Source organism: Streptomyces sp. NPDC055189, from assembly GCF_053606765.1.
In genome coordinates, this window is sequence record NZ_JBSGSG010000005.1 from 149,434 (window position 1) to 171,285 (window position 21,852).

Sequence of the window (21,852 nt, forward strand, 5' to 3'; positions counted from 1 at the left end):
TGACGTAGGCGTCTGACGTACGCGCCTTGCGTGTGCGTCGGACGCGAGTGCGTGTCAGTGCGGGACGGGGGCGGCCGCGTACGTGCGGCGCAAGAAGCGGATCAGGGTCGAAGCGTCGAACTGCACGACCGCCACCCCCTGCGCCGAGTGGAACTCCATGACCGTCTGGACCCGCCCACAGGGCCAGATGTGAACGTCGCCGCTGGTGGTCGGGGCCCGCAGGCCCTGTTCGAGCAGCTGCCGGGCGAAAGTCCACTCGTGGGAACCAGGGAGGCCGATCCGCACCGACTGCGGGTCGGCCTCCGGGTCGTAGCGCAGGACGGCGGGGACGGCGAGCTGGTCGTCCGGGGAATCCGAGACGACGTGGACGCGTGCGAACTGTTCTACTGCGGTCATCGCCGACTCCTCACCGTCACGGCCGTCTCGGGCCTTATGCCCTCTAATGTCCCATATATTCGGATTCTCGCTCCAGGTGTGACCGAGTGTGACCGGGATAACTGGGTAGTCATCGCTCTTGCAAGCCGTTCGCAACAGGGCCCTATCATTGAACGGTTCACGAGCGATCCGCTCTGTCTGTCTTTCTTCCTGTCCTGCCCAGGAGCGCGCGCATGCATGTCCCCGACGGATTCATCAACGCCCCCGTCTCCGCCGCCACCGGGGTCATCGCCGCGGGCGCGATCGCCGTCAGCCTCCGTGGCGCCCGGCGGGAACTCGACGAGCGGACCGCGCCGCTCGCCGGCCTCGTGGCCGCGTTCATCTTCGCCGTACAGATGCTGAACTTCCCCGTCGCGGCCGGGACCAGCGGACATCTGCTCGGCGGAGCGCTCGCCGCGATACTCGTCGGCCCCTATACGGGTGTCCTGTGCGTGTCCGTCGTGCTCCTCATGCAGGGCGTCCTCTTCGCGGACGGCGGCCTCACCGCGCTCGGCGTGAACATCACGGACATGGCGATCGTCACGACCGTCGTGGCCTATCTCACCTTCCGTGGCCTGGTGAAGGTGCTCCCGCGCGGCCGCCGTTCGATCACCGCGTCCTCCTTCGTCGCCGCACTGATCTCCGTGCCCGCCGCCGCGGTCGCCTTCACGTTCCTCTACGCGCTCGGCGGCACCACCGACGTCTCCATCGGCAAGGTCGCCACGGCCATGATCGGCGTGCACGTCCTGATCGGCATCGGCGAGGCGGCGATCACCGCGCTCACCGTCGGCGCCGTCATCGCGGTCCGCCCCGACCTCGTGTACGGCGCCCGCGGCCTGACCCAGAAGCTCAAGCTCCGCGTCGGCGGCGAACTCGTCGACGCTCCGGCCGCCGAGGAACCCGCGCCCGTCGCCGCACGCTCGTCGCACCGCAAGGTGTGGCTCGCGGGCCTGGCCGCCTCCCTCGTCCTCGCGGGCTTCGTCAGCTTCTACGCCTCCGCGAACCCCGACGGCCTGGAGAAGGTCGCCCACGACAAGGGCATCGACAAGAAGGCCGAGGAGCACGCCACCTCGGACTCCCCTCTCGCTGACTACGGCGTCAAGGACATCACCGACTCCCGCCTCTCCGGCGGCCTCGCGGGCGTGATCGGCGTCGGCGTCACCGTCGTCGCGGGCTCGGGGATCTTCTGGGTGCTGCGTCGCCGCCGTACGGCCGAGACGGACCCGGCGTCCACGGGCTCCGTCTCCGAGAACGCCTGACATGGGCGCGGGCCACGCCCACCGGCTCTACCGGCACGGCCACTCGCCGGTCCACGCACTGCCCCCGCACACCAAACTGGCGGCGGTCTTCTGCTTCGTGGTCGTGGTCGTCTCCACGCCGCGCGAGGCGATGTGGGCGTTCGGCCTGTACGCGCTCCTGCTGGGCGCGGTGGCGTACGCCTCCCGCGTCCCGCTCCCCTTCCTCCTCAAGCGGCTGCTCATCGAGGTCCCGTTCGTGGCGTTCGCGGTGCTCATGCCGTTCGTGGCGGAGGGCGAACGGGTCGACGTACTCGGCATGTCCCTGAGCGTCAACGGCCTCTGGGGCGCCTGGAACGTCCTCGCCAAGGGCACGCTGGGCGTCGCGGCCTCCGTGCTCCTCGCCTCCACGACCGAACTGCGCTCGCTGCTCCTCGGCCTCCAGCGCCTGAAACTGCCGCCGCTGCTCGTCCAGATCGCCTCGTTCATGATCCGGTACGGCGATGTGATCACGGACGAGATGCGCCGCATGAAGATCGCCCGCGAGTCGCGCGGCTTCGAGGCGCGAGGCGTACGCCAGTGGGGCGTCCTCGCCAAGTCCGCGGGCGCGCTCTTCATCCGCTCGTACGAGAGGGGCGAGCGGGTGCACCTGGCCATGGTCAGCCGGGGGTACGCCGGTTCGATGCCGGTGATCGACGAGGTGACGGCGTCGCGTGCGCAGTGGACGTACGCGCTGGCCCTCCCCGTCTCCGCTCTCGTCGTATGTCTGTTGGGATGGACCCTGTGACTGCTACCGCTCCCGCCTCCCTGGAGGTCTCCGGCCTCGCCTTCGCCTACCCCGACGGGCACCAGGCCCTCTTCGGCGTCGACATGACGATCGGCCGCGGCGAGCGGGTCGCGCTGCTCGGCCCCAACGGCGCGGGCAAGACGACGCTCGTCCTCCATCTGAACGGCATCCTGACGGGCGGCGCGGGCACGGTCACCGTCGCGGGCCTCCCCGTCGGCAAGAAGCACATGGCGGAGATCAGGCGCCGGGTCGGCATCGTCTTCCAGGACCCCGACGACCAGCTGTTCATGCCGACGGTGCGCGAGGACGTGGCGTTCGGCCCGGCGGCGGCGGGGATGCGCGGCCCCGAACTGGAGGCCAGGGTCCACAAGGCCCTCTCCCTGGTGGGCATGGCGGAATTCGCGGACCGCCCGCCGCACCACCTCTCCTTCGGCCAGCGCAGACGCGTCGCGGTGGCGACGGTCCTCGCGATGGAGCCGGAGATCCTGGTCCTGGACGAACCCTCGTCGAACCTGGACCCGGCATCGCGCCGCGAACTGGCCGACATCCTGCGCTCGTTGGACGTCACGGTCCTGATGGTCACGCACGACCTGCCGTACGCACTCGAACTCTGCCCCCGCGCCCTGATCCTCAGCGAGGGCGTCATCGCCGCGGACGGCCCGACGGGCGAGCTGCTCGGCGACGCGGACCTGATGGGGGCGCACCGGCTTGAGCTGCCGTTCGGCTTCGATCCGAAGACGGTGACGGCTCGGACACCCGGCGCCTGACGGGAATGCAGGTCAGAAGCCCCAGGGGTTGGGGTGCGGGGTGAGCGCCGGGTCCTCGGACCAGACGAGGCGGGCCTCCACGTCGGAGGCGCGGTCGCCGAGGAGTTCGGCCAGGCGGTCCACCGCCCAGCCGTTCCAGTGGACGCCGCCCGGGAACTGGGGCAGCCGGAACGCGGGAAGGTCGGTGGGCACGGCGTCCGGCAGGAAGACCGCCTGCTTGAACTCACCCGTGGTCTTCTTAGGTTTCGACGACCTCCGCAGGTCCACGCAGTCGACGACGCTCTCGACGAGATAGAGCACGTACTCGCCCGGATCGGCTGCCTTGGGATCCGCGCTCATGATGGTGACCGGCGCAAGACGTCCCGCCCTGAGCAGCTCGTCCTTCCATTGATCCGCGACACGCCGGCTGAGCGCCGGGGCCCCGGGTGTCCCCGAGGGAAATTCGGACGCCCGGCCCCGCGGATTCCCGGTCCATTCGCCGCTGATCGACGTCGGCGCGTCCGCGGGAACGGACCCGTTGATCTGCCATCGGATCAGGCCGACGAGCGAGCGGTCGTACTGGAGATTCCGCACGGCGCTCATGCGGGGCATCAACCGGTATACGGAAAGCGGCTTTTCGCCCGAGCGGGATGCCGTTGGCTGCGTCATCGACATGCGCCCTCCGCAACTTTCGTGCGCCCGTGTGCAGGAGGGGAGAGATTACTGGTTGTGGGCAGAGCGACGGAAGCAGTGGGGAATCGAAGGGTGAGAGGGACTGTTTTCCTTGCCATGAACGATGGTGTGGCGGTGGACGTGGCGGTGGATGTGGGCATACACGGTGCGGTTTCCGCGGGGTTCGAGACGGTTCGTGATGCTTTCGTCCGCAACTTCGCCGAGCTGGGGGAGCGGGGCGCGGCCGTCGCCGTCTACCGCGACGGGCGCAAGGTCGTGGATCTGTGGGGCGGCACGAAGGACGTCGACGGCGGCGAACCCCGGCAGCACGGCACCGCCCAGGTCATCCGCTCGGCCACCAAGGGCGTGGCCGCCACCGTCTTGCTCCTCCTGCACCAGCGCGGCGAGTTGGACCTGGACGCGCCCGTCGGTTCCTACTGGCCGGAGTTCAAGGCGCGCGGCAAGGAGCGGGTGCTGGTCCGGCACGTGCTCGCGCATCGTGCGGGGGTGCCCGCCCTCGACCGTCCGCTGACGCCCGCCGAGGCACTCGACCCGGATCTCGGCGCGGCGGTGGTCGCGGCGCAGGCCCCGTTCTGGGAGCCGGGCGAGGAACACGGCTATCACGCGCACACGTACAGCTGGCTCACCGGTGAGCTGGTGCGGCGGGTGACGGGGCGGTCCATCGGGGAGTTCGTGGCCTCGGAGATCGCCGGGCCGCTCGGCCTCGACCTGTGGATCGGCCTTCCGGAAGCGGAGGCCGGCCGGGTCGGGCGACTGGGCCGGATCGAGGCGCCCTCGGCTCCCGGCGGTCTCAAGGTGCGGCCCAAGCGGAACGTGGCGCAGGCCTACGCGGACCCCGCCTCGCTCACCCGGCGGGCGTTCGACGCGATCACCCCGGCACCGGACGAGAACGACCCGGCGTACCGGGCGGCCGTCCTCCCCGCGGCCAACGGCGTCGCCACGGCCGACGGCCTGGCCCGCTTCTACGCCTCGCTGATCGGCGAAGTGGACGGCGCCGCGCGGCTGTTCACCCCGGAGACGGTGTCCGCCGCCCGCGCCGAAGCGTCCTCGGGCCCCGACCGTGTCCTGGTCCTGAACACCCGCTTCGGCCTCGGCTACATGCTGCACGGGGGTGCGTCGCCGCTGCTTGGGCCCGGCTCGTTCGGCCACCCCGGGAGGGGTGGGGCGTTGGGCTTCGCTGATCCGGAGTCGGGGGTCGCCTTCGGGTACGTGACCAATGGGATGGCGAAGGGGGTCACCGCGGATCCTCGGGCCCAGGCGCTTGTGCGGGCGGTAAAGGGGGTGTTGTAGAGGGTGTTGTAGGGGGATTTTCCCCGACCCCGCCCCTTCCCGCCGCCGTCACCGGCTTCGCCGAGTTCGTCCTCGAACTCCCCCAAGCTCTTGAAGAGCAGGGGGACCCCCATGACGGGCTGGATGCCGCCCTACCCCGCGTGCAGCATCAACCCGATCCCCGCCACCATCAGACCCGCCGCCACCAGCCTCGGCGCCCCGAACTTCTCCTTGAAGAAGATCGCGCCTATCGCCGCCCCGACGATGATCGAGGACTCCCGCAGCGCCGAGATCGGGGCCAGGTCCGCCTTCGTCTGGGCCCAGAGGACCAGGCCGTACGCCGCCACCGAAAGGGCCGCGCCGAGCAGGCCCACCGTCGCGAACGGCCGGAGCTTGCCGACCAGTTCGCCCCGCCAGCGGTACGCCGCGTAGAGCGGGATGGCCAGGCCCTCCAGGATCATCAGCCACGCGATGTAGCCCATCGAGGAGCCGGATGCGCGGACGCCGAGGCCGTCCACCACCGTGTACGCCGCGATCGATACGCCCGTCGCGAGGGCCGCGCCGATCGCCGCCCAGTCGGGGCGGCGGCCCGATCCCCGTATGCCCCAGAGCGCGAGTCCCGTCAGGCCCGCGCAGGAGACCGCGACCCCGGCCGCCTGCCAGCTGTCGGGCACCTCGCCGGCGAAGACCGCCGCGAGGACCGTCACCACCAGCGGCGCCGTGCCGCGCGCGATCGGGTACGCCTGGCCGAAGTCGCCGAGCTTGAAGGACTTCATGAGCAGGGCGTAGTAGCCGACGTGGATCGCCGCGGAGACGATCAGGTACGGCCACGCACCGGCCGCCGGTATCGCCGCGAACGGGGCTATGAGCAGGCCGATGAGGAGGCCGCCGCCCGAGATGAGCGTGAAGCCGACCAGCTTGTCGGTGATGTGGTGCGCGATCGCGTTCCAGCTCGCGTGCGTCACGGCGGCCAGCAGGACCGCCGCCGCCACCAGCGGCGTCACTTGGCGGGCTCGCGCACGTCCACCAGGGTGCCGTTCGCGTGGTCGATCAGGTCCCCGGGCGCCATGGGGAAGACGGCGTACGGGGTTCCCGCCGCCGCCCACACCACCTCGTGGGCGAGCAGCGAGCGGTCCGCGAGGACCCGCGTCTTCGTCACGTGCCCGAAAGGCGGTACGCCGCCGATCGCGTAACCCGTGGTCTCCCGCACGATGTCCGCCTTCGCCCGCGTGACCTTCTCCGCGCCCAGCTCACGCCGGACGAGCTCCAGGTCGACCCGCGAGGCGCCGTCCATCAGGACCAGGACCGGAACCCCGTCCGCCGCGAAGATCAGCGACTTGCAGATCTGGCTGAGCTCGCAGCCGATCGCCGCGGCGGCCTCCTGCGCGGTGCGCGTCGCCTCCGGGAAACGGCGGACCTCGCCGACCAGTTCGGCGAGGCCAAGATCGCCCAGAGCCGCGGCGAAACGCGGGTGGGCGGAGGAAGCAGGGGATGCGGGGAATGCGGGTGAAGCGGGGGAATCTGTAGCGCTCATGCCCGGCACGCTAGCGGTCTGTGTACCGGGCACGCGACTGTGTATCCGTATACCGGACAGCTGGTTCCGGGGAGAGAGACGACGCTCTCCCCGGCCCGGCACCGACTACTTGTCCGCCAGGAACATCGCCCGCACCAGCGGCCCCGCCGAGTCCCCGCCGTGCCCGCCCTCCTGCACCACGGCTCCCGCGGCAAGATCACCGCGGTACGCAGTGAACCAGCCGTTGGGCTTCTTCTGGCCGTCGACCTCCGCGGAGCCCGTCTTCGCGCCCATGTCGGAGCCGAGCCCGGACATGGGCTCCACCGCCGTGCCCGCGACCGCCGTGTAGTGCATCAGGTCCCGCAGCGCGGATGCCGTCGCGCCCGACATCTTGCGCGGAGCCGTCGCGAGCGTGCGCTTGTCGACGTCCGGGGAGACCAGGTACGGCTGCTTGAACTCGCCCGACTTCACCGTGGCCGCCACCGACGCCATGTTCAGCGGGTTCATGCGGACCCCGCCCTGCCCGATCAGCGAGGCGCCCATCTGCGCGTCGCTCTGCACGGGGATCGCGCCGTCGAAGGTCGGGGCACCGATCGACCAGTTGTCGCGGCCGAGGCCGAAGACCTCCTGCGCCTGCTTGGTCAGGGAGTCGTCCTGGAGCTTCTTGGCCTGGCTGATGAAGGCCGTGTTGCAGGACCGGGCGAAGCTCGCGCGGAACGTGCCGTCCTTGATCTGGAACTTGTCGTCGTTCTGGAACTTCCAGCCGCCGTACGTCACGTACTTCGGGCAGGGGTGCTTCTTGTCGACCCCGGCGAGCTTCTTCTCCAGGAGCAGCGACGACGTGATGACCTTCATCGTCGAACCGGGGGCCAGGGAACCCTGGAAGGCCGTGTTGAAGCCGCCGGGATTGGAGTTGGCCGCCGCCAGGATCTCGCCCGTGCTCGGCTTCACCAGGACCACCGAGGCCTGCTTGCGCTTGGCCGTCTCCTTCTCCGCCGCCGCCTGGAGCGTGGCGTCGAAGGTCGTCTTCAGGGTGCCGGGCGTGCCGGGGGAGAGCGTGAGCAGCGTCTTGTCGGGCGTCGCCTCGGCGTCGTCCTTCGTCGTCGCCGACTTCTCGGCTTCCTTGGCACTGTCCTTGCGCACGACGCGCAGTTCGACGCCCGCCGTGCCGCCGGCCTTCTCGCCGAACTTCTCGCGCATGCTGTCGAGCACCGTGCCCAGGGAGGGGTACTTCGCCTTGGTCAGCTCGCCGCCGTCCCGGTCCACCGCCTTGATCGGCGGGTCCCCGGCCTCACCGGTGACCAGACGGTCGCCGTCCTTCAGGTCCGGGTGGACGACGGAGGGCTGCCAGCCGACCAGCGTCTTGCCGTCGGTCTTTCTTCGCACCACGGTGAGCTCGGACTCGTAGGCGAAGGGCTTGGTCGTTCCCTCGTACGAGACCGTGGAGGAGACCGAGAACGGCACCTTCGCGCCCGCCCGCTTGCCCGGCGTCAGCTTCACCTTGGTCAGGTGGGAGTCCTTCGCGTACGCGGTGAGGGCGGTCTTCGCCGTCGCCCGGTCGTCCGTGAGCGCCGCGGCCCCCGTGACATCGCCCTTCTCCCACGCCGCGAGGAACCCCTGCGTGGTGGCACGGACCTCGGCGGCCGTCGGCGGGCCCGAGGCCACCGCCTTCTCGTCGACCGTCCCGTCGCCGTCACCGGACGAGCCGCCGATCAGGCTGTACGCGGCGATGCCCACGCCGCACACGACCACGGCGGCGGCACCACCGAGCACACCGGGGTGCACCTTGCCGCTCCTGCCGCCCGGTGAGCCCGGTACACCCGGTGCGCCGGAAGCTCCCGCGCCACCCGTGATGTTCCTGATGCCCTTGCGCTCGCTGGCGCGCCCTCGCTTACCCACTGACCCTCCGCAGATCCCAGATCACAGAGCCCCCAAGCTCCGCACCGGAAGGCTCACACTAGGGGGCTTTCATGAAGCCCCCGACCAATCACCTCAACTGCCTGCGGCAAGCACCGCCGCCACGATAGGGCCTGCGGTGTCGCCGCCGTGGCCGCCCTCCTGGGCCACCGCGGCTGCCGCCACATCCTCCCGGTAGCCCGTGAACCAGCTGTTGGGGGCCTCCTGGCCGTCCACGTCCGCCGAGCCGGTCTTCGCGCCGATGCGGCCGCTGAGCCCGGCCATGGCGCCTGCGCCGGTACCGCTGACCGCCGTACGGTTCATCATCTGCCGCAGCTGCTGGACGGTGGACGCGGGCAGGCCGTCGGCCTGCGCCAGCTCACGGTCGTCCAGGCCCCGGGCGACGATGACCGGCTGCCGGAAGTCCCCCGTCATCGCGGTCGCCGTCACGGACGCCAGATTGAGCGGGTTCAGCTGCACCTTGCCCTGGCCGATCATGTTCGACGCGCGGTCGGGACCGCCGGACGCCGGGACCGAGCCGTCGCTCGTCGTGACGCCCACCTTCCAGTCGAGGCCGAGGCCGAACCGGTTCTGCGCCTCCTCGGTGAGCGACTCGTCCGTGATGCCGTCCTCGTCGACCAGCTTCACGAACGCGGTGTTGCAGGACCGCGCGAAGCTGTCCGACAGGGTCGCGTTCTCGTCCGGGGCCAGACCCTTCAGGTTGTTGATCTGGTGGCTCTGCCAGACGGCGCTGTTCGGGCAGGGCGCGGGGCCGTCCGCCTTGGTCACGCCTTTGTCGATGAGCATCGCCGCCGAGACGATCTTCATCGTCGAGCCGGGGGCCTGCTTGCCCTGGAGGGCCGCGTCGAAATGGTCCTCGCGGTTGTTGGCGACCGCGAGGACGTCGCCGGAGCTCGGCTGCACGGCGACCACGGACGACTCCGGGTGCTGCGCCACCGCCTTCTCGGCGGCCCGTTGCGCGGCCGCGCTCAGGGTCGTCTTCAGCTGTCCCGCCCTGCCCTTGGAGAGCGTGAGGAGCGTCTCGCTGCCCGCGTCCTCGTCCGCGTGCCGGACGTAGAGCTCGACGCCGGGGGTGCCGCCCGCCTCGTCGCCGTACTTCGCCCGCAGCTGCTCCAGGACCGGGCCGAGGGACGGATGGACCTTCTTGTCCAGGACCTGTCCGTGCCGGTCCACGGCCTGGATCGGAGGCGCGGCGGCCTCACCGGTCTCCAGGGTGTCGTCCCGCTCCAGGTCCGGGTGGACGACCGAGGGCTGCCAGTCGACGAGCGCGCGGCCGGAGGTCTTGCCGCGCACGACGGTCAGTTCGGAGTCGTAGGCGAAGGGCTTGGTCTTCCCCTCGTACGACACCTTGGCCTCGACCGAGAACGGCACGACCGCGCCGGTGGCCTTCCCCGGCGTGAGTTTCACCTTCGTCAGGTGGGCGTCCTCGCGGTAGCCGGTCAGGAGCGCCACGGCGGCTTCAGCGTTGTTCGTGTAGCGCGAGGCCTCCTCGGCGTCGCCCTTCGCCCACGCGGCGAAGAACTTCTCCGTGGTCTCGCCTATCTCACCGCTCGTCGGCGGACCCGCCTTCACCGTGGAGGGACCGGACCCCGGCGAACCACCGCCGCCGGTCACTCCGTTCACCAAGTTGTACGCGCCATAACCGGCGCCCCCCACCATGACGGCGAATACCCCGCCGACCAGAGTGATCTTTACCCCTTTACGCACGTCGCGTTCCCCTCCCCAGGAGTCTTCCCGAATGAATTCGGGAAGGTCGCACGCCCTGAACCCTAAGGGGCCGCAGTGACGGAAGGGGGAGCTGTTATGCGTCCGGTACGTCCAGATGTCTAGACCCATGTGTCGAGCAGCATCCGGGCCCGCCACGAGTCGATGGGAATGGCCTGACCTGTGTAGATCGGCCAGAACCAGACGAAGTTCCAGATGATCAGGAGCACCACGACGCCCGAGGCCGCCGCGCCCACCACCCGCCGCCGCTCGGTGGACCCCGGCGGACCCAGGATCGCGCCGATCATCATCGCCACGGCCAGGCACAGGAACGGCACGAAGACGACGGCGTAGAAGAAGAAGATCGTCCGCTCCTGGTACATGAACCACGGCAGATACCCCGCCGCGATCCCGCACACGATCGCGCCCGCCCGCCAGTCCCTGCGGAAGACCCACCGCCACAGCACGTAGAGCAGCGCGAACGCCCCCGCCCACCACAGCATCGGGGTGCCGAGCGCCAGGACCTCGCGCGCGCACTTCTCCGCCGTGCCCGACGGACAGCCGTCCTTGCCGGGCAGCGGCGACTCATAGAAGTACGAGACGGGGCGGCCGTCGACGATCCAGCTCCACGGGTTCGACTGGTAGGTGTGCGGCGACGAGAGCCCCACGTGGAAGTCGTACACCGCGTGCTCGTAGTGCCACAGGCTGCGCAGCCAGTCCGGCAGGATCGTCCAGGAGCCGCCCTTGCCGTCCGTCGCCGCCCAGTTGCGGTAGTAGCCGCCCGTGCCGTCCGCCGGGGAGAGGATCCAGCCCAGCCAGGACAGGACGTACGTGCCGATCGCGACCGGCACCGTCGAGACGAACGCCGGGAACACGTCCCGCTTCAGGACCGCGCGGTAGGGGTGTACGGCGCCCGCGACCCGGCGGCTGCCCACGTCCCACAGGACGGTCATCAAGCAGAAGAAGACCATGATGTACAGGCCGTTCCACTTGGTGCCGAAGGCCAGGCCCAGGCAGAGTCCGGCCGCCCAGCGCCAGGGCCGCAGGCCAAGGCGCAGCGTCTGCGCGACGTAGGAGTCGGGACGGACGATCCCGTCCTCGTCCACCGGCAGAGCGCCCGCGAGCTTCTCCCGCGCCTTGTCCCGGTCGATGAGGAAGCAGCCGAACGCGGCGAGCACGAAGAACATCAGGACCTGGTCGAGCAGCGCGGTGCGGCTCATCACGAAGTGCAGCCCGTCCACCGCGAGCAGCCCGCCCGCCAGACACCCCAGGAACGTGGAGCGGAAGAGACGCCGCCCGATCCGGCACAGCATCAGGACCGACAGGGTGCCGAGCAGCGCCGTCATGAAGCGCCAGCCGAAGGGATCGAAACCGAAGATCCACTCGCCGATCCCGATGACGTACTTCCCCACCGGCGGATGCACGACGTAGGCGGCGTCCGTGGGGATCGTGATGTCCGCGCCCTGCTTCAGGACCTCGGGGTTGACCTTGTCGGGCCAGTTGACCTCGAAGCCCCGGTGGATCAGCGCCCAGGCGTCCTTGGCGTAGTACGTCTCGTCGAATATCACGGCCCGCGGGCTGCCGAGATTCCAGAACCGGGTGAGCCCCGCGACCAGCGTGATCAGCAGCGGGCCGATCCAGCCCGACCAGCGGACCAACTGGTCGGCGTAACTACCGGGCATGCCGATCGATGCCCACAGCCGCGGGCTCGGTTCGGTGTACGCGGGCACGAGCCGGGCCCGGACATCGTCCGTGGGCCGCGCCGCATAGCCGAAGCGGCGCAGCCTGTGCTGCCACGACGGCTGCTGCTCCTCGGCTGCCTGGCCCTGGCGGGTGTCCGGGGAAGACGCGGTACTGGTCACCGCGCCATCGTAGGGAACCCGACTGTGTGAGTCCCGCTCCCGGCTCCTGCGAGGATGGAACAGTGACAGGAAGCGCAGATTCTCCCGACAACCGGCCCCCCGGAAACCCGTCCCCCGGAAACTCGTCCGCAGGGACCCTCGTCCTCGCCGGCACGCCCATCGGCGATGTCGCGGACGCGCCGCCGCGGCTCGCCGCCGAGCTGGAGTCGGCCGATGTCGTGGCCGCCGAGGACACCCGGCGGCTGCGCAGGCTCACCCAGGCGCTGGGCGTGCAGGTGGGCGGCCGTGTCGTCTCGTACTTCGAGGGCAACGAGAGCGCGCGCACGCCCGATCTCGTCGAGGCGCTGGTGGGCGGTGCGCGCGTGCTGCTCGTGACCGACGCAGGGATGCCCTCGGTGTCCGACCCCGGCTACCGGCTCGTCGCCGCCGCCGTGGAGAAGGACATCCGGGTCACCGCGGTGCCGGGGCCGTCCGCGGTGCTCACCGCGCTCGCGCTCTCGGGGCTTCCGGTGGACCGCTTCTGCTTCGAGGGGTTCCTGCCGCGCAAGGCCGGCGAGCGGCTCTCGCGGCTGCGCGAGGTGGCCGAGGACCGTCGCACTCTCGTCTACTTCGAGGCACCGCACCGTATCGACGACACCCTCGTCGCGATGGCCGAGGCGTTCGGCGAAGAGCGCAGGGCGGCCGTGTGCCGCGAGCTGACCAAGACCTACGAAGAGGTCAAGCGGGGTTCGCTGAAGGAACTCGCCGAGTGGGCGGCCGACGGAGTACGCGGTGAGATCACCGTCGTCGTCGAGGGCGCACCCGAGAAAAGCCCTGGTGAGCTGGGCCCGGACGAGCTGGTGCGCAGGGTGCGGGTGCGCGAGGAGGCGGGGGAGCGGCGCAAGGAGGCGATCGCCGCCGTCGCGGCCGAAGCGGGGCTACCCAAGCGTGACGTGTTCGATGCGGTGGTGGCGGCAAAGAATGCGGCTCAAAGCGCCCCATCGGAGGGCAAAGGACTATCGTAAAAGGCAAAGTGCGGGCCGTGCACCGGGCCTGAAGGCTATGGAAAGGCCAAATCGCCTTCAACTGTCGACAGGTCCGATGCGCTCGCTCCGGGAAAGGCGTCCACTGGTCAAAGGGGACGCACCCGTCCCCACGCTTCCGGCCGGGAGGAAATCCCCGGTCCGGCAGCGCTTGTCCAGCGGACAAGAGGAGCTGGCATGAGTGAGATCGCCGACACCGGTCGTCAACACACCACGGCGTCCAGGGCGTCCGACGCGATATCCGCGGCGCACGCGGCGGCAAACACCGTTCACGAGTCGTACGCCTTCGCCTGCATGCGCTGCGGGCACGGCTGGGAACAGTCGTACGACATCGAGCATCACGTGGACGGTGAGGGCAAGGAATTCGTGATGTACCGGGCGGACGGCCTCCATGTGCCGTCGCCCCTGACCCGGCCGACGTGCCTGAACTGCGGCGGACATGTCGTACGGATCATGCGGGCCGGGCAGGTGTCGTCGGTGCTCGATCTGATGCAGCGGCATCATGCGCCGCGCGGGGCCACGAAAGCCGCGGACGGCTCCGGGGCCGCGGCGGCGGAACTCCCCGAACCGCGTGAGCCCAAGCAGCACCACTGGCATCTGTCGGCGCTGCTGCACCCCTTCCACCACCGCAAGGCGGGCTGACGTCCCCTCCGGACGTCCCTCTCGGCCGCCCTTTTCGGCGGGCCGGCGTCCCCTTCGTAGGATCGGGGCATGCCTTCCTCTTCCAAAGACGCCGACGCCAAGAACGCCGCGCCGCCGCTGCCCGAACCTCTTCGGGTGGCGGTCGCCGACTCCCACACCCACCTCGACATGCAGTCGGGGACGGTGGAGGAGGCGCTCGCCAAGGCGGCGTCCGTGGGCGTGACGACGGTCGTGCAGGTGGGCTGTGACGTCGCGGGCTCGCGCTGGGCCGCCGAGACGGCCGCCGGGCACGCGAGCGTGCACGCCACCGTCGCCCTGCATCCCAACGAGGCGCCGCGCATCGTGCACGGCGACCCCGACGGCTGGTCCCGGCAGGGGGCGCGCGAGGGGGGCGGTGAGGCGGCGCTCGACGCCGCGCTCGCCGAGATCGACGCGCTCGCGGCGCTGCCGCACGTCAAGGGCGTGGGCGAGACCGGGCTCGACTACTTCCGCACCGGACCCGAGGGCAAGGCCGCCCAGGAGCGGTCCTTCCGCGCCCACATCGAGATCGCCAAGCGGCACGGCAAGGCCCTGGTCATCCACGATCGCGAGGCGCACGAAGATGTGCTGCGGGTCCTGAAGGAGGAGGGGGCGCCGGAGCGCACCGTCTTCCACTGCTACTCAGGTGACGCGGCGATGGCCCAAGTGTGCGCGGAGCACGGGTACTTCATGTCCTTCGCCGGCAACATGACCTTCAAGAACGCGCAGGGGCTGCGGGACGCGCTGGCCGTGGCGCCGCTCGATCTGGTGCTCGTGGAGACCGACGCGCCCTTCCTCACGCCCGCTCCCTACCGCGGACGGCCTAACGCCCCGTATCTCATTCCGGTCACATTGCGGGCCATGGCCGAGGTGCGCGGCATCGGTGAGGACGCCATGGCCGAGGCGATCTCGGTCAATACGGCGCGTGCCTTTGATTACTGAGCGATAACGCCCGCGGCCCTGTGGTTCAGGGCCGCGCCGCGACACTGCGTAGTCGTGCTGCTTTGGAGAGTGACGGTCGCTCCGCTAGGTTCTGGTCGCCTCGCTCGATCCGGACCAGAGCAGTACGAGAACGCTGGAGCGTCGTCGTGAGTCATGCGCCGCAGTACGAGACGCCCTATGGGGTCGGCACGGCCTATGAGCCGGAGCCGGTGCCGGTGCCGGAACAGATGCCGGTGCCGGTGCCGGAGCGGGACACCGAGCCGGCCTTCCGGCCCGGCTTTCCCCGGCAGTCCGCCGGGCCCGTGTCCGAAGGGGGGCGGGCCGAGGCGCGGCGGGCCGCCCGGCGGAAGAAGTCGAAGCCGCGGCCGTCGGGCGCACGGTCGCGAGGTGGTTCCGAGCGCCCCGAGGCCTTGCGGCGGCTGTTGCCGCAGGCGCTCGTCGTCGCCTTCCTCGCGGGCGGCACCTCCGCGTTCGTCGCCGAGGACAAGGCCGTGCAGCTGACGGTCGACGGGGAGTCGCGCACCCTGCACACCTTCGCGGACGACGTGGGTGAGCTCCTTGAGGAAGAGGGCGTGGACTTCGGGGCGCACGACATCGTGGCGCCGACCGCGGGCGCGGCCCTGGCCAGCGGCGACGAGATCGCGGTCCGTTACGGGCGGCCGGTGAAGCTCACCCTCGACGGGCAGCGGCGCGAGGTGTGGACGACGGCGCGCACCGTGGACGGGGCGCTGCGGCAGCTCGGGGTGCGGGCCGAGGGCGCCTACCTTTCGGCCTCGCGGAGCAAGCGGATCGAGCGGGCCGGCCTCGATCTGGACGTACGGACCGAGCGCACCGTGACGATCATGGCGGACGGGCGTGAGCGGACCATCCGTACGAACGCGGCGACCGTGGCGGAAGCGGTCCAGGAGTCGGGGCTCACCCTCAACGGCCAGGACACCACCTCCGTCCCGCCCGAGAGCTTCCCGCGCGACGGCCAGACGGTCACCGTCATGCGGATCTCCGGGCACAAGGAGGTGCGGGACGAGCCGATCCCGTTCGACGTGCGGCGTACGCGCGATCCGGAGCTCTTCGCCGGTACGGAGGTCGTGGAGCGGCAGGGCCACCAGGGCACCCGGCGGGTCACGTACGCGCTGCGGACGGTCAACGGCGTCAAGCAGAAGCCGCGGCGGCTGCGCGCGGAGGTCGTGCGGGAGCCGCAGACGCAGATCGTGAAGGTGGGCACGAAGCAGCGCCCGAATTCGGTGGCCGGGGCGGAGGGCCTGAACTGGGGCTCGCTCGCACACTGCGAGTCGGGCGGGCGGCCGGGCGCGGTGGACGCGTCGGGGACGTACGGCGGCCTGTACCAGTTCGACACGCAGACATGGCAGAGCCTGGGCGGCGCGGGCCGCCCACAGGACGCGTCCGCGGACGAACAGACGTTCCGCGCGAAGAGGCTGTACGTGCAGCGGGGGGCCAGTCCTTGGCCGCATTGTGGGGGGCGGTTGTAGGGGGGCGGCTGTAGGGGGCGGGGTCCTGCGGGGCTGGTCCGGTTGTGGGGGCGGGTGCGCGCCGGTATGTCCGTCCTCGCCATCCGCCTCTGGACGCTTGATTGCTTCGGCTGGGGAGCACCGCGAACCGTGCTCCGGGCGGAAATACCGGCACACCCCCTCGCGTCTCCCTGCCGACTGCGGGCGCGTGGGGGCCAGGCCCACCCGCCGTGGTGCGGCGGGCCAACCGGAAAGCTCGTCCGTCCAGGGGCGGATGCGGGGTGATCGGGCGGGTGGGCGGGAGAGCTTGTTCGTTCAGGGGTGGATGCGGGGTGATCGGGCGGGTGGGCGGGAGAGCTTGTTCGGGCCGGGTACATGCGGGCCCCGCCGGTCATGGGCCCAGGGGCCAGAAAGAGACACGTAACCTGGTCCGGTGAGTAACAGTGAGCCCGGCGCCCTGCTGGGCGCCGCCGACATCCGCGAACTGGCCGCTGCCCTGGGCGTACGCCCGACCAAGCAGCGCGGCCAGAACTTCGTCATCGACGCCAACACCGTCCGCCGCATCGTCCGCACCGCGGAAGTCGGCCCGGAGGATGTGGTCGTCGAGGTCGGGCCGGGGCTCGGCTCGCTGACCCTCGCGCTCCTCGACACCGCGGACCACGTGACCGCGGTCGAGATCGACGACACGCTCGCGAGCGCGCTCCCGGCCACGATCGAGGCCCGCCTCCCCGCGAAGGCCGGCTCCTTCGCGCTGGTGCACAGCGACGCCATGCTCGTCACCGAGCTGCCGGGCCCCGCCCCGACCGCGCTGGTCGCCAACCTCCCGTACAACGTCGCCGTGCCCGTCCTGCTGCACATGCTCGACCACTTCCCCAGCATCGAGCGCACGCTCGTGATGGTGCAGGCCGAGGTCGCCGACCGCCTCGCCGCCGATCCGGGCTCGAAGGTGTACGGCGTGCCGTCCGTGAAGGCGAACTGGTACGCCGACGTGAAGCGCGCCGGCTCCATCGGGCGCAACGTCTTCTGGCCCGCCCCGAACGTCGACTCGGGCCTCGTCTCGCTCGTGCGGCGCGCCGAGCCGGTCAAGACCACCGCTTCGAAGAAGGAAGTCTTCGCCGTCGTCGACGCGGCCTTCGCCCAGCGCCGCAAGACCCTGCGCGCCGCCCTCGCGGGATGGGCGGGCTCGGCGGCAGCCGCGGAGGCGGCGCTCGTCGCCGCCGGAGTCTCGCCGCAGGCGCGCGGCGAGGCACTGACCGTGGAGGAGTTCGCGCGGATCGCCGAGAACAAGGGGGCGGGCGCGTGAGCGCGGGCGTCACCGTGCGGGTCCCCGCGAAGGTCAACGTCCAGCTCGCCGTGGGCGCCGCGCGCCCGGACGGTTTCCACGACCTCGCCAACGTCTTCCTCGCCGTGGGGCTCTACGACGAGGTCACGGTCACGCCCGCCGACGAGCTGCGGGTGACCTGCGTCGGGCCCGGTTCGGATCAAGTTCCCCTGGACCGTACGAACCTGGCGGCGCGGGCCGCGGAACTCCTCGCCGCGCGCCACGGCCGCAGCGCCGACGTGTACATCCACATCGCCAAGGACATCCCCGTCGCGGGCGGCATGGCCGGCGGCAGCGCGGACGGCGCGGGCGCGCTCCTGGCGTGCGACGCGCTGTGGGGGACCGGGGCCTCGCGGGACGAACTCCTCGACATCTGCGCCGAGTTGGGCAGCGACGTGCCGTTCAGCCTGGTCGGCGGCGCGGCGCTCGGCACCGGGCGCGGCGAGAAGCTGGAGATCCTGGAGGTCGGCGGGAACTTCCACTGGGTGTTCGCGGTCGCCGACGGCGGGCTCTCCACACCCGCGGTCTACCGCGAGTTCGACCGCCTGACCCCGGCCGCACCCGACCCCCGGGCGTCCCCCGCGCTGCTCGACGCCCTGCGCAAGGGCGACGTCGAGGCCCTCGCCGGTGCCGTCACCAATGACCTGCAGCCCGCGGCCCTCTCGCTGTTCCCCCCGCTCGCCGACACCCTCGCCGCCGGCAAGGACGCGGGCGCCCTCGCCGCACTCGTCTCCGGTTCCGGGCCCACGACGGCGTTCCTGGCCGCCGACGCCGGCTCCGCGCGCAGGATCGCCGAGGCGCTCACGGCCTCCGGGACCTGCCGCACGGCCCGGGTCGCCGACTCGCCCGCGCCGGGCGCGACAGTGCTCTAGGGGCAGGGGTACTCAGGCGCTGATCTGAGTACGTACGCGCTGACGCGGGCCCCCCGGTGCGCGCGACCGTACGTGCATGGGATCAAGCGTTCGCGAACTGGCCGAGAAGACGCCCGCCGGGCGCGACCGGTACATGGACCTGCTGCGGGTCGCCTCGCTCGGCACGGTCGTCGTCGGCCACTGGCTGATGGCGGCGGTGACCGTCGGGGACGACGGCCGTACCGAGGTCGGCAACCTCCTCGCCGTCGTGCCCGGCCTGCAGATGCTCACCTGGGTGCTGCAGATCATGCCGGTGTTCTTCTTCGTCGGCGGCTTCTCGCACGCGCTGTCGTACCGCTCCCTCGGCCGGAAGGCCCCGGAAGGCGGGTCCGTCTACTCGGCGTTCCTGCGGGCGCGCCTGCAGCGGCTGCTGAGGCCGACGATGGTCTTCATCGGGGTGTGGGGCGCGGCGGCCCTCCTTGTCCAACTGCTCGGACAGGGCGGGGCGTTGCTGGACGTGACGCTCCGGCTCGTCGCCCAGCCCTTGTGGTTCATCGGCATCTACCTGGCGATGGTGGCGTTCACGCCGCCGCTGCTGAAGCTGCACGAGCGCTACGGGTGGGGCGCTTTCGGCGGTCTCGTCCTGGCCGCGGGTGCGGTGGACGCGGCGCGCTTCGCCTTCGGGGTGCCGTACGTGGAGTTCCTGAACTTCGCCTTCGTGTGGCTCGCCGTGCACCAGCTCGGCTTCCTGCGGGCGGACGGCAGGCTGCGGGTGCCCGCGGCCATGGCGGCGGCGGGGCTCGCGGGCGCCGCGGCCCTGGTCGCCTTCGGGCCCTATCCGCTCTCGATGGTCGGCATGCCCGGCGAGCGCGTCTCGAACATGGCTCCGCCCACCTTCGCCCTGCTCTGCCACGGAATGTGGCTGGTGGGAGCGGTGGAGCTGCTGAGGGGGCCCGCCGTGCGGTGGCTCGCGCGGCCACGGGTGTGGCGGGGCGTGGTGGCGGCGAACGGCATCTCGATGACGGCGTTCCTGTGGCACCTGACGGCGATGCTCGGGGTGTACGGAATGCTGATCGCCGCTGACGTGCCGCTGCCGGAGCCCGCGTCGGCGGCATGGTGGGCGCAGGCCCCGCTGCGGATGGCGGCCGCGGCGGTGATCACCGCGATGCTCGTCGCCGCGTTCCGCCGCTTCGAACGGCCCTCGCGGACGCCGGAGTCGGCGGCTCGCGCACCGGGCCCGGTCTCGGGCCCGGCCGCCGCGGTGGGCGTCACGCTGTGCCTGTTCGGGGTGCTAGGGCTCTCCATGGTCGGCTTCGGCGGGCTGCTCGAAGGGCGTACGGCGATGGTGGTGGCCGTGCACATGACGGCACCGGTGGCGGTGGGTCTTGCCCTCGCGGGGTGGCTGCTCGTGGAGCGGGCCGGGCGGGGCCGCAGGGGCTGATCGGCTCCGCAGCGGCCGCCGGGCCGGTTGTCGTCGCCTCCGACTACGCTGGAGGTCGATCGATCCCCTTCCCTGGAGCGTTAATGGCCGTCAACCTGGTCAATGTCGAGGCAGTCAGCAAGGTGTACGGCACCCGTGCCCTGCTCGACGGCGTCTCCCTCGGCGTGTCCGAGGGGGACCGGATCGGCGTCGTGGGGCGCAACGGAGACGGCAAGACGACCCTCATCCGGATGCTCGCCAAGCTGGAGGAGGCCGACTCGGGGCGCGTCACGCACAACGGCGGTCTCGTGCTCGGCGTGCTGACCCAGCACGACTCCCTCGACCCCGAGGCCACCGTGCGGCACGAGGTCATCGGTGACCTCGCCGACCACGAGTGGGCGGGCAACGCCAAGATCCGGGACGTGCTCACCGGCCTCTTCGGCGGGCTCGACATGCCGGGCTTCCCGCAGGGGCTCGACACCGTCATCGGGCCGCTCTCCGGTGGCGAGCGCCGCCGTATCGCGCTCGCGAAGCTGCTCATCGGCGAGCCCGACCTGATCGTCCTCGACGAGCCGACCAACCACCTGGACGTCGAGGGCATCGCCTGGCTCGCCGAGCACCTGCGCACCCGGCGCTCGGCGCTCGTCTGCGTCACGCACGACCGCTGGTTCCTGGACCAGGTGTGCACGCGCATGTGGGACGTACAGAGCGGGTCTGTTTTCGAGTACGAGGGCGGGTACTCCGACTACGTCTTCGCGCGTGCCGAGCGCGAGCGCATCGCGGCCACCGAGGAGACCAAGCGCAAGAACCTGATGCGCAAGGAGCTCGCCTGGCTGCGCCGCGGCGCCCCGGCCCGCACCAGCAAGCCGCGGTACCGCATCGAGGCCGCGAACGAACTCATCGCCGACGTGCCGCCGCCCCGCGACACCAGCGAGCTGATGAAGTTCGCGACGACCCGGCTCGGCAAGACCGTCTTCGACCTTGAGGACGTGACCGTCCAGGCCGGGCCCAAGGTGCTCCTCAAGCACCTGACCTGGCAGCTCGGCCCCGGCGACCGCATCGGCCTGGTCGGTGTCAACGGCGCGGGCAAGACCTCGCTCCTGCGGGCGATGGCGCAGGCGCAGCGCTCCGACGGCGACGTACAGCCCGAGGCCGGGCGCGTGGTGGTCGGCAAGACCGTCAAGCTCGCCTATCTCTCCCAGGAAGTGGCCGAACTCTCCCCGACGCTGCGGGTGTTGCAGGCCGTGCAGCAGGTGCGCGAGCGCGTCGACCTCGGCAAGGGCCGGGAGATGACAGCGGGGCAGCTCTGCGAGACGTTCGGCTTCAACAAGGAGAAGCAGTGGACGCCCGTCGGTGACCTCTCCGGCGGCGAGCGGCGGCGGCTCCAGCTGCTCCGGCTCCTCATGGACGAGCCGAACGTCCTCTTCCTCGACGAGCCGACGAACGACCTCGACATCGAGACGCTGACGCAGCTCGAGGACGTCCTCGACAGCTGGCCCGGCTCGATGGTCGTGATCTCCCACGACCGGTTCTTCCTGGAGCGCACCACCGACAAGGTCTTCGCGCTGCTCGGCGACGCCACGATGCGGATGCTGCCGCGCGGCATCGACGAGTACCTGGAGCGGCGCAAGCGGATGGCGGCGGCCGGTGTTCCGGCCGCCCCCCTCGCCGACTCCGCCGCGCCGGCCGCCGCCGCCCCGCAGAAGGCCGCGGTCTCCTCCGCCGACGCCCGCGCCGCGAAGAAGGAACTCCAGAAGATCGAGCGGCAGCTGGACAAGATGTCCACGAAGGAAACATGGCTGCACGCTCAAATCGCCGATAACGCCACCGACTTCGAAAAGGTGGCCAAACTGGACGCCGAGCTGCGTGAACTGGTCAGCGAGCGCGACGAGTTGGAAATGCGCTGGCTGGAGCTTGCGGAGAGCGCGTAGAGGTCTCGTAACAGACGCATCACGGGCCGGTCCTCCCTTGGGAACAGGGGACGGACCGGTCAGGTGTGCTAGGCGGACAGGGTGATAGAAAGGTCCGCC

General features: G+C 71.0%; 19 protein-coding genes. 12 read left to right on the plus strand and 7 right to left on the minus strand.

From position 1 onward, the window contains the following. Window positions 1-54: 54 nt before the first annotated feature. On the minus strand, window positions 55-396 hold the full coding sequence (locus tag ACWFR3_RS05880) for an SsgA family sporulation/cell division regulator (protein WP_453733311.1): 342 nt from the start codon (window positions 394-396) through the stop codon (window positions 55-57). A gap of 212 nt (window positions 397-608) precedes the next feature. Here ACWFR3_RS05880 and ACWFR3_RS05885 point away from each other — a divergent pair, with 212 nt between their 5' ends. From ACWFR3_RS05885 to ACWFR3_RS05895, 3 genes are read left to right on the plus strand one after another with little or no spacing between them, the layout of a single operon-like run. Continuing rightward, window positions 609-1,673, plus strand: coding sequence for an energy-coupling factor ABC transporter permease (locus ACWFR3_RS05885; RefSeq protein WP_453733312.1), 1,065 nt, complete (start codon window positions 609-611; stop codon window positions 1,671-1,673). A gap of 1 nt (window position 1,674) precedes the next feature. Beyond that, window positions 1,675-2,436, plus strand: coding sequence for a cobalt ECF transporter T component CbiQ (cbiQ, locus tag ACWFR3_RS05890; RefSeq protein ID WP_453733313.1), 762 nt, complete (start codon window positions 1,675-1,677; stop codon window positions 2,434-2,436). Continuing rightward, window positions 2,424-3,203 (plus strand): energy-coupling factor ABC transporter ATP-binding protein, encoded by a 780-nt coding sequence (locus ACWFR3_RS05895; protein WP_453733314.1) that lies wholly within the window; start codon window positions 2,424-2,426, stop codon window positions 3,201-3,203. The genes cbiQ and ACWFR3_RS05895 overlap by 13 nt, the downstream gene beginning before the upstream one ends. Before the next feature lie 12 nt (window positions 3,204-3,215). On the opposite strand, the gene ACWFR3_RS05900 is transcribed toward ACWFR3_RS05895, so the two are convergent. Continuing rightward, window positions 3,216-3,785 carry a hypothetical protein gene (locus ACWFR3_RS05900; RefSeq protein ID WP_453733315.1) on the minus strand — a complete coding sequence of 190 codons (570 nt, stop codon included), beginning with the start codon at window positions 3,783-3,785 and terminating at the stop codon, window positions 3,216-3,218. Between the two features lie 186 nt (window positions 3,786-3,971). On the opposite strand from ACWFR3_RS05900, the gene ACWFR3_RS05905 reads away from it, so the two are divergent. After that, on the plus strand, window positions 3,972-5,165 hold the full coding sequence (locus ACWFR3_RS05905) for a serine hydrolase domain-containing protein (RefSeq protein WP_453733316.1): 1,194 nt from the start codon (window positions 3,972-3,974) through the stop codon (window positions 5,163-5,165). A gap of 131 nt (window positions 5,166-5,296) precedes the next feature. On the opposite strand, the gene ACWFR3_RS05910 is transcribed toward ACWFR3_RS05905, so the two are convergent. The 5 genes from ACWFR3_RS05910 to ACWFR3_RS05930 form a co-directional block, all read right to left on the minus strand. Further along, window positions 5,297-6,148: an EamA family transporter gene (locus tag ACWFR3_RS05910; RefSeq protein WP_453733317.1), complete on the minus strand. Its 852-nt coding sequence runs from the start codon at window positions 6,146-6,148 to the stop codon at window positions 5,297-5,299. Then, a complete protein-coding gene (locus ACWFR3_RS05915; RefSeq protein ID WP_453733318.1) occupies window positions 6,145-6,678 on the minus strand; it encodes a YbaK/EbsC family protein in 534 nt (177 codons plus the stop codon). Before ACWFR3_RS05915 ends, ACWFR3_RS05910 begins: the two co-directional genes overlap by 4 nt. A gap of 105 nt (window positions 6,679-6,783) precedes the next feature. Beyond that, entirely contained in the window at window positions 6,784-8,430 is a 1,647-nt protein-coding gene (locus ACWFR3_RS05920; protein ID WP_453733368.1) for a penicillin-binding transpeptidase domain-containing protein, read from the minus strand. A gap of 219 nt (window positions 8,431-8,649) precedes the next feature. Next, a complete protein-coding gene (locus ACWFR3_RS05925) occupies window positions 8,650-10,281 on the minus strand; it encodes a penicillin-binding transpeptidase domain-containing protein (RefSeq protein ID WP_453733319.1) in 1,632 nt (543 codons plus the stop codon). A gap of 119 nt (window positions 10,282-10,400) precedes the next feature. After that, window positions 10,401-12,140 carry a dolichyl-phosphate-mannose--protein mannosyltransferase gene (locus tag ACWFR3_RS05930; RefSeq protein ID WP_453733320.1) on the minus strand — a complete coding sequence of 580 codons (1,740 nt, stop codon included), beginning with the start codon at window positions 12,138-12,140 and terminating at the stop codon, window positions 10,401-10,403. Between the two features lie 62 nt (window positions 12,141-12,202). Here ACWFR3_RS05930 and rsmI point away from each other — a divergent pair, with 62 nt between their 5' ends. The 8 genes from rsmI to ACWFR3_RS05970 all read left to right on the plus strand — a co-directional run bounded on the left by rsmI (window position 12,203) and on the right by ACWFR3_RS05970 (window position 21,753). Beyond that, the gene (rsmI, locus tag ACWFR3_RS05935; RefSeq protein ID WP_453733321.1) at window positions 12,203-13,144 is read left to right on the plus strand and encodes a 16S rRNA (cytidine(1402)-2'-O)-methyltransferase; all 942 of its coding nucleotides are present in this window, start codon (window positions 12,203-12,205) and stop codon (window positions 13,142-13,144) included. Window positions 13,145-13,339: 195 nt separating this feature from the next. Continuing rightward, the gene (locus tag ACWFR3_RS05940; protein WP_453733322.1) at window positions 13,340-13,804 is read left to right on the plus strand and encodes a hypothetical protein; all 465 of its coding nucleotides are present in this window, start codon (window positions 13,340-13,342) and stop codon (window positions 13,802-13,804) included. A gap of 69 nt (window positions 13,805-13,873) precedes the next feature. Then, on the plus strand, window positions 13,874-14,764 hold the full coding sequence (locus ACWFR3_RS05945) for a TatD family hydrolase (protein ID WP_453733323.1): 891 nt from the start codon (window positions 13,874-13,876) through the stop codon (window positions 14,762-14,764). Window positions 14,765-14,991: 227 nt separating this feature from the next. Further along, window positions 14,992-16,251, plus strand: coding sequence for a ubiquitin-like domain-containing protein (locus ACWFR3_RS05950; RefSeq protein WP_453733369.1), 1,260 nt, complete (start codon window positions 14,992-14,994; stop codon window positions 16,249-16,251). Window positions 16,252-16,663: 412 nt separating this feature from the next. Next, window positions 16,664-17,533, plus strand: a complete 870-nt coding sequence (gene rsmA / locus ACWFR3_RS05955) for a 16S rRNA (adenine(1518)-N(6)/adenine(1519)-N(6))-dimethyltransferase RsmA (protein WP_453733324.1) — start codon at window positions 16,664-16,666, stop codon at window positions 17,531-17,533. Further along, a complete protein-coding gene (locus ACWFR3_RS05960) occupies window positions 17,530-18,423 on the plus strand; it encodes a 4-(cytidine 5'-diphospho)-2-C-methyl-D-erythritol kinase (RefSeq protein WP_453733325.1) in 894 nt (297 codons plus the stop codon). Before rsmA ends, ACWFR3_RS05960 begins: the two co-directional genes overlap by 4 nt. Window positions 18,424-18,499: 76 nt before the next feature. Beyond that, a complete protein-coding gene (locus tag ACWFR3_RS05965; RefSeq protein ID WP_453733326.1) occupies window positions 18,500-19,843 on the plus strand; it encodes an acyltransferase family protein in 1,344 nt (447 codons plus the stop codon). 83 nt (window positions 19,844-19,926) lie between these two features. Then, entirely contained in the window at window positions 19,927-21,753 is a 1,827-nt protein-coding gene (locus tag ACWFR3_RS05970; protein ID WP_453733327.1) for an ABC-F family ATP-binding cassette domain-containing protein, read from the plus strand. The last annotated feature ends 99 nt before the right edge of the window (window positions 21,754-21,852 follow it).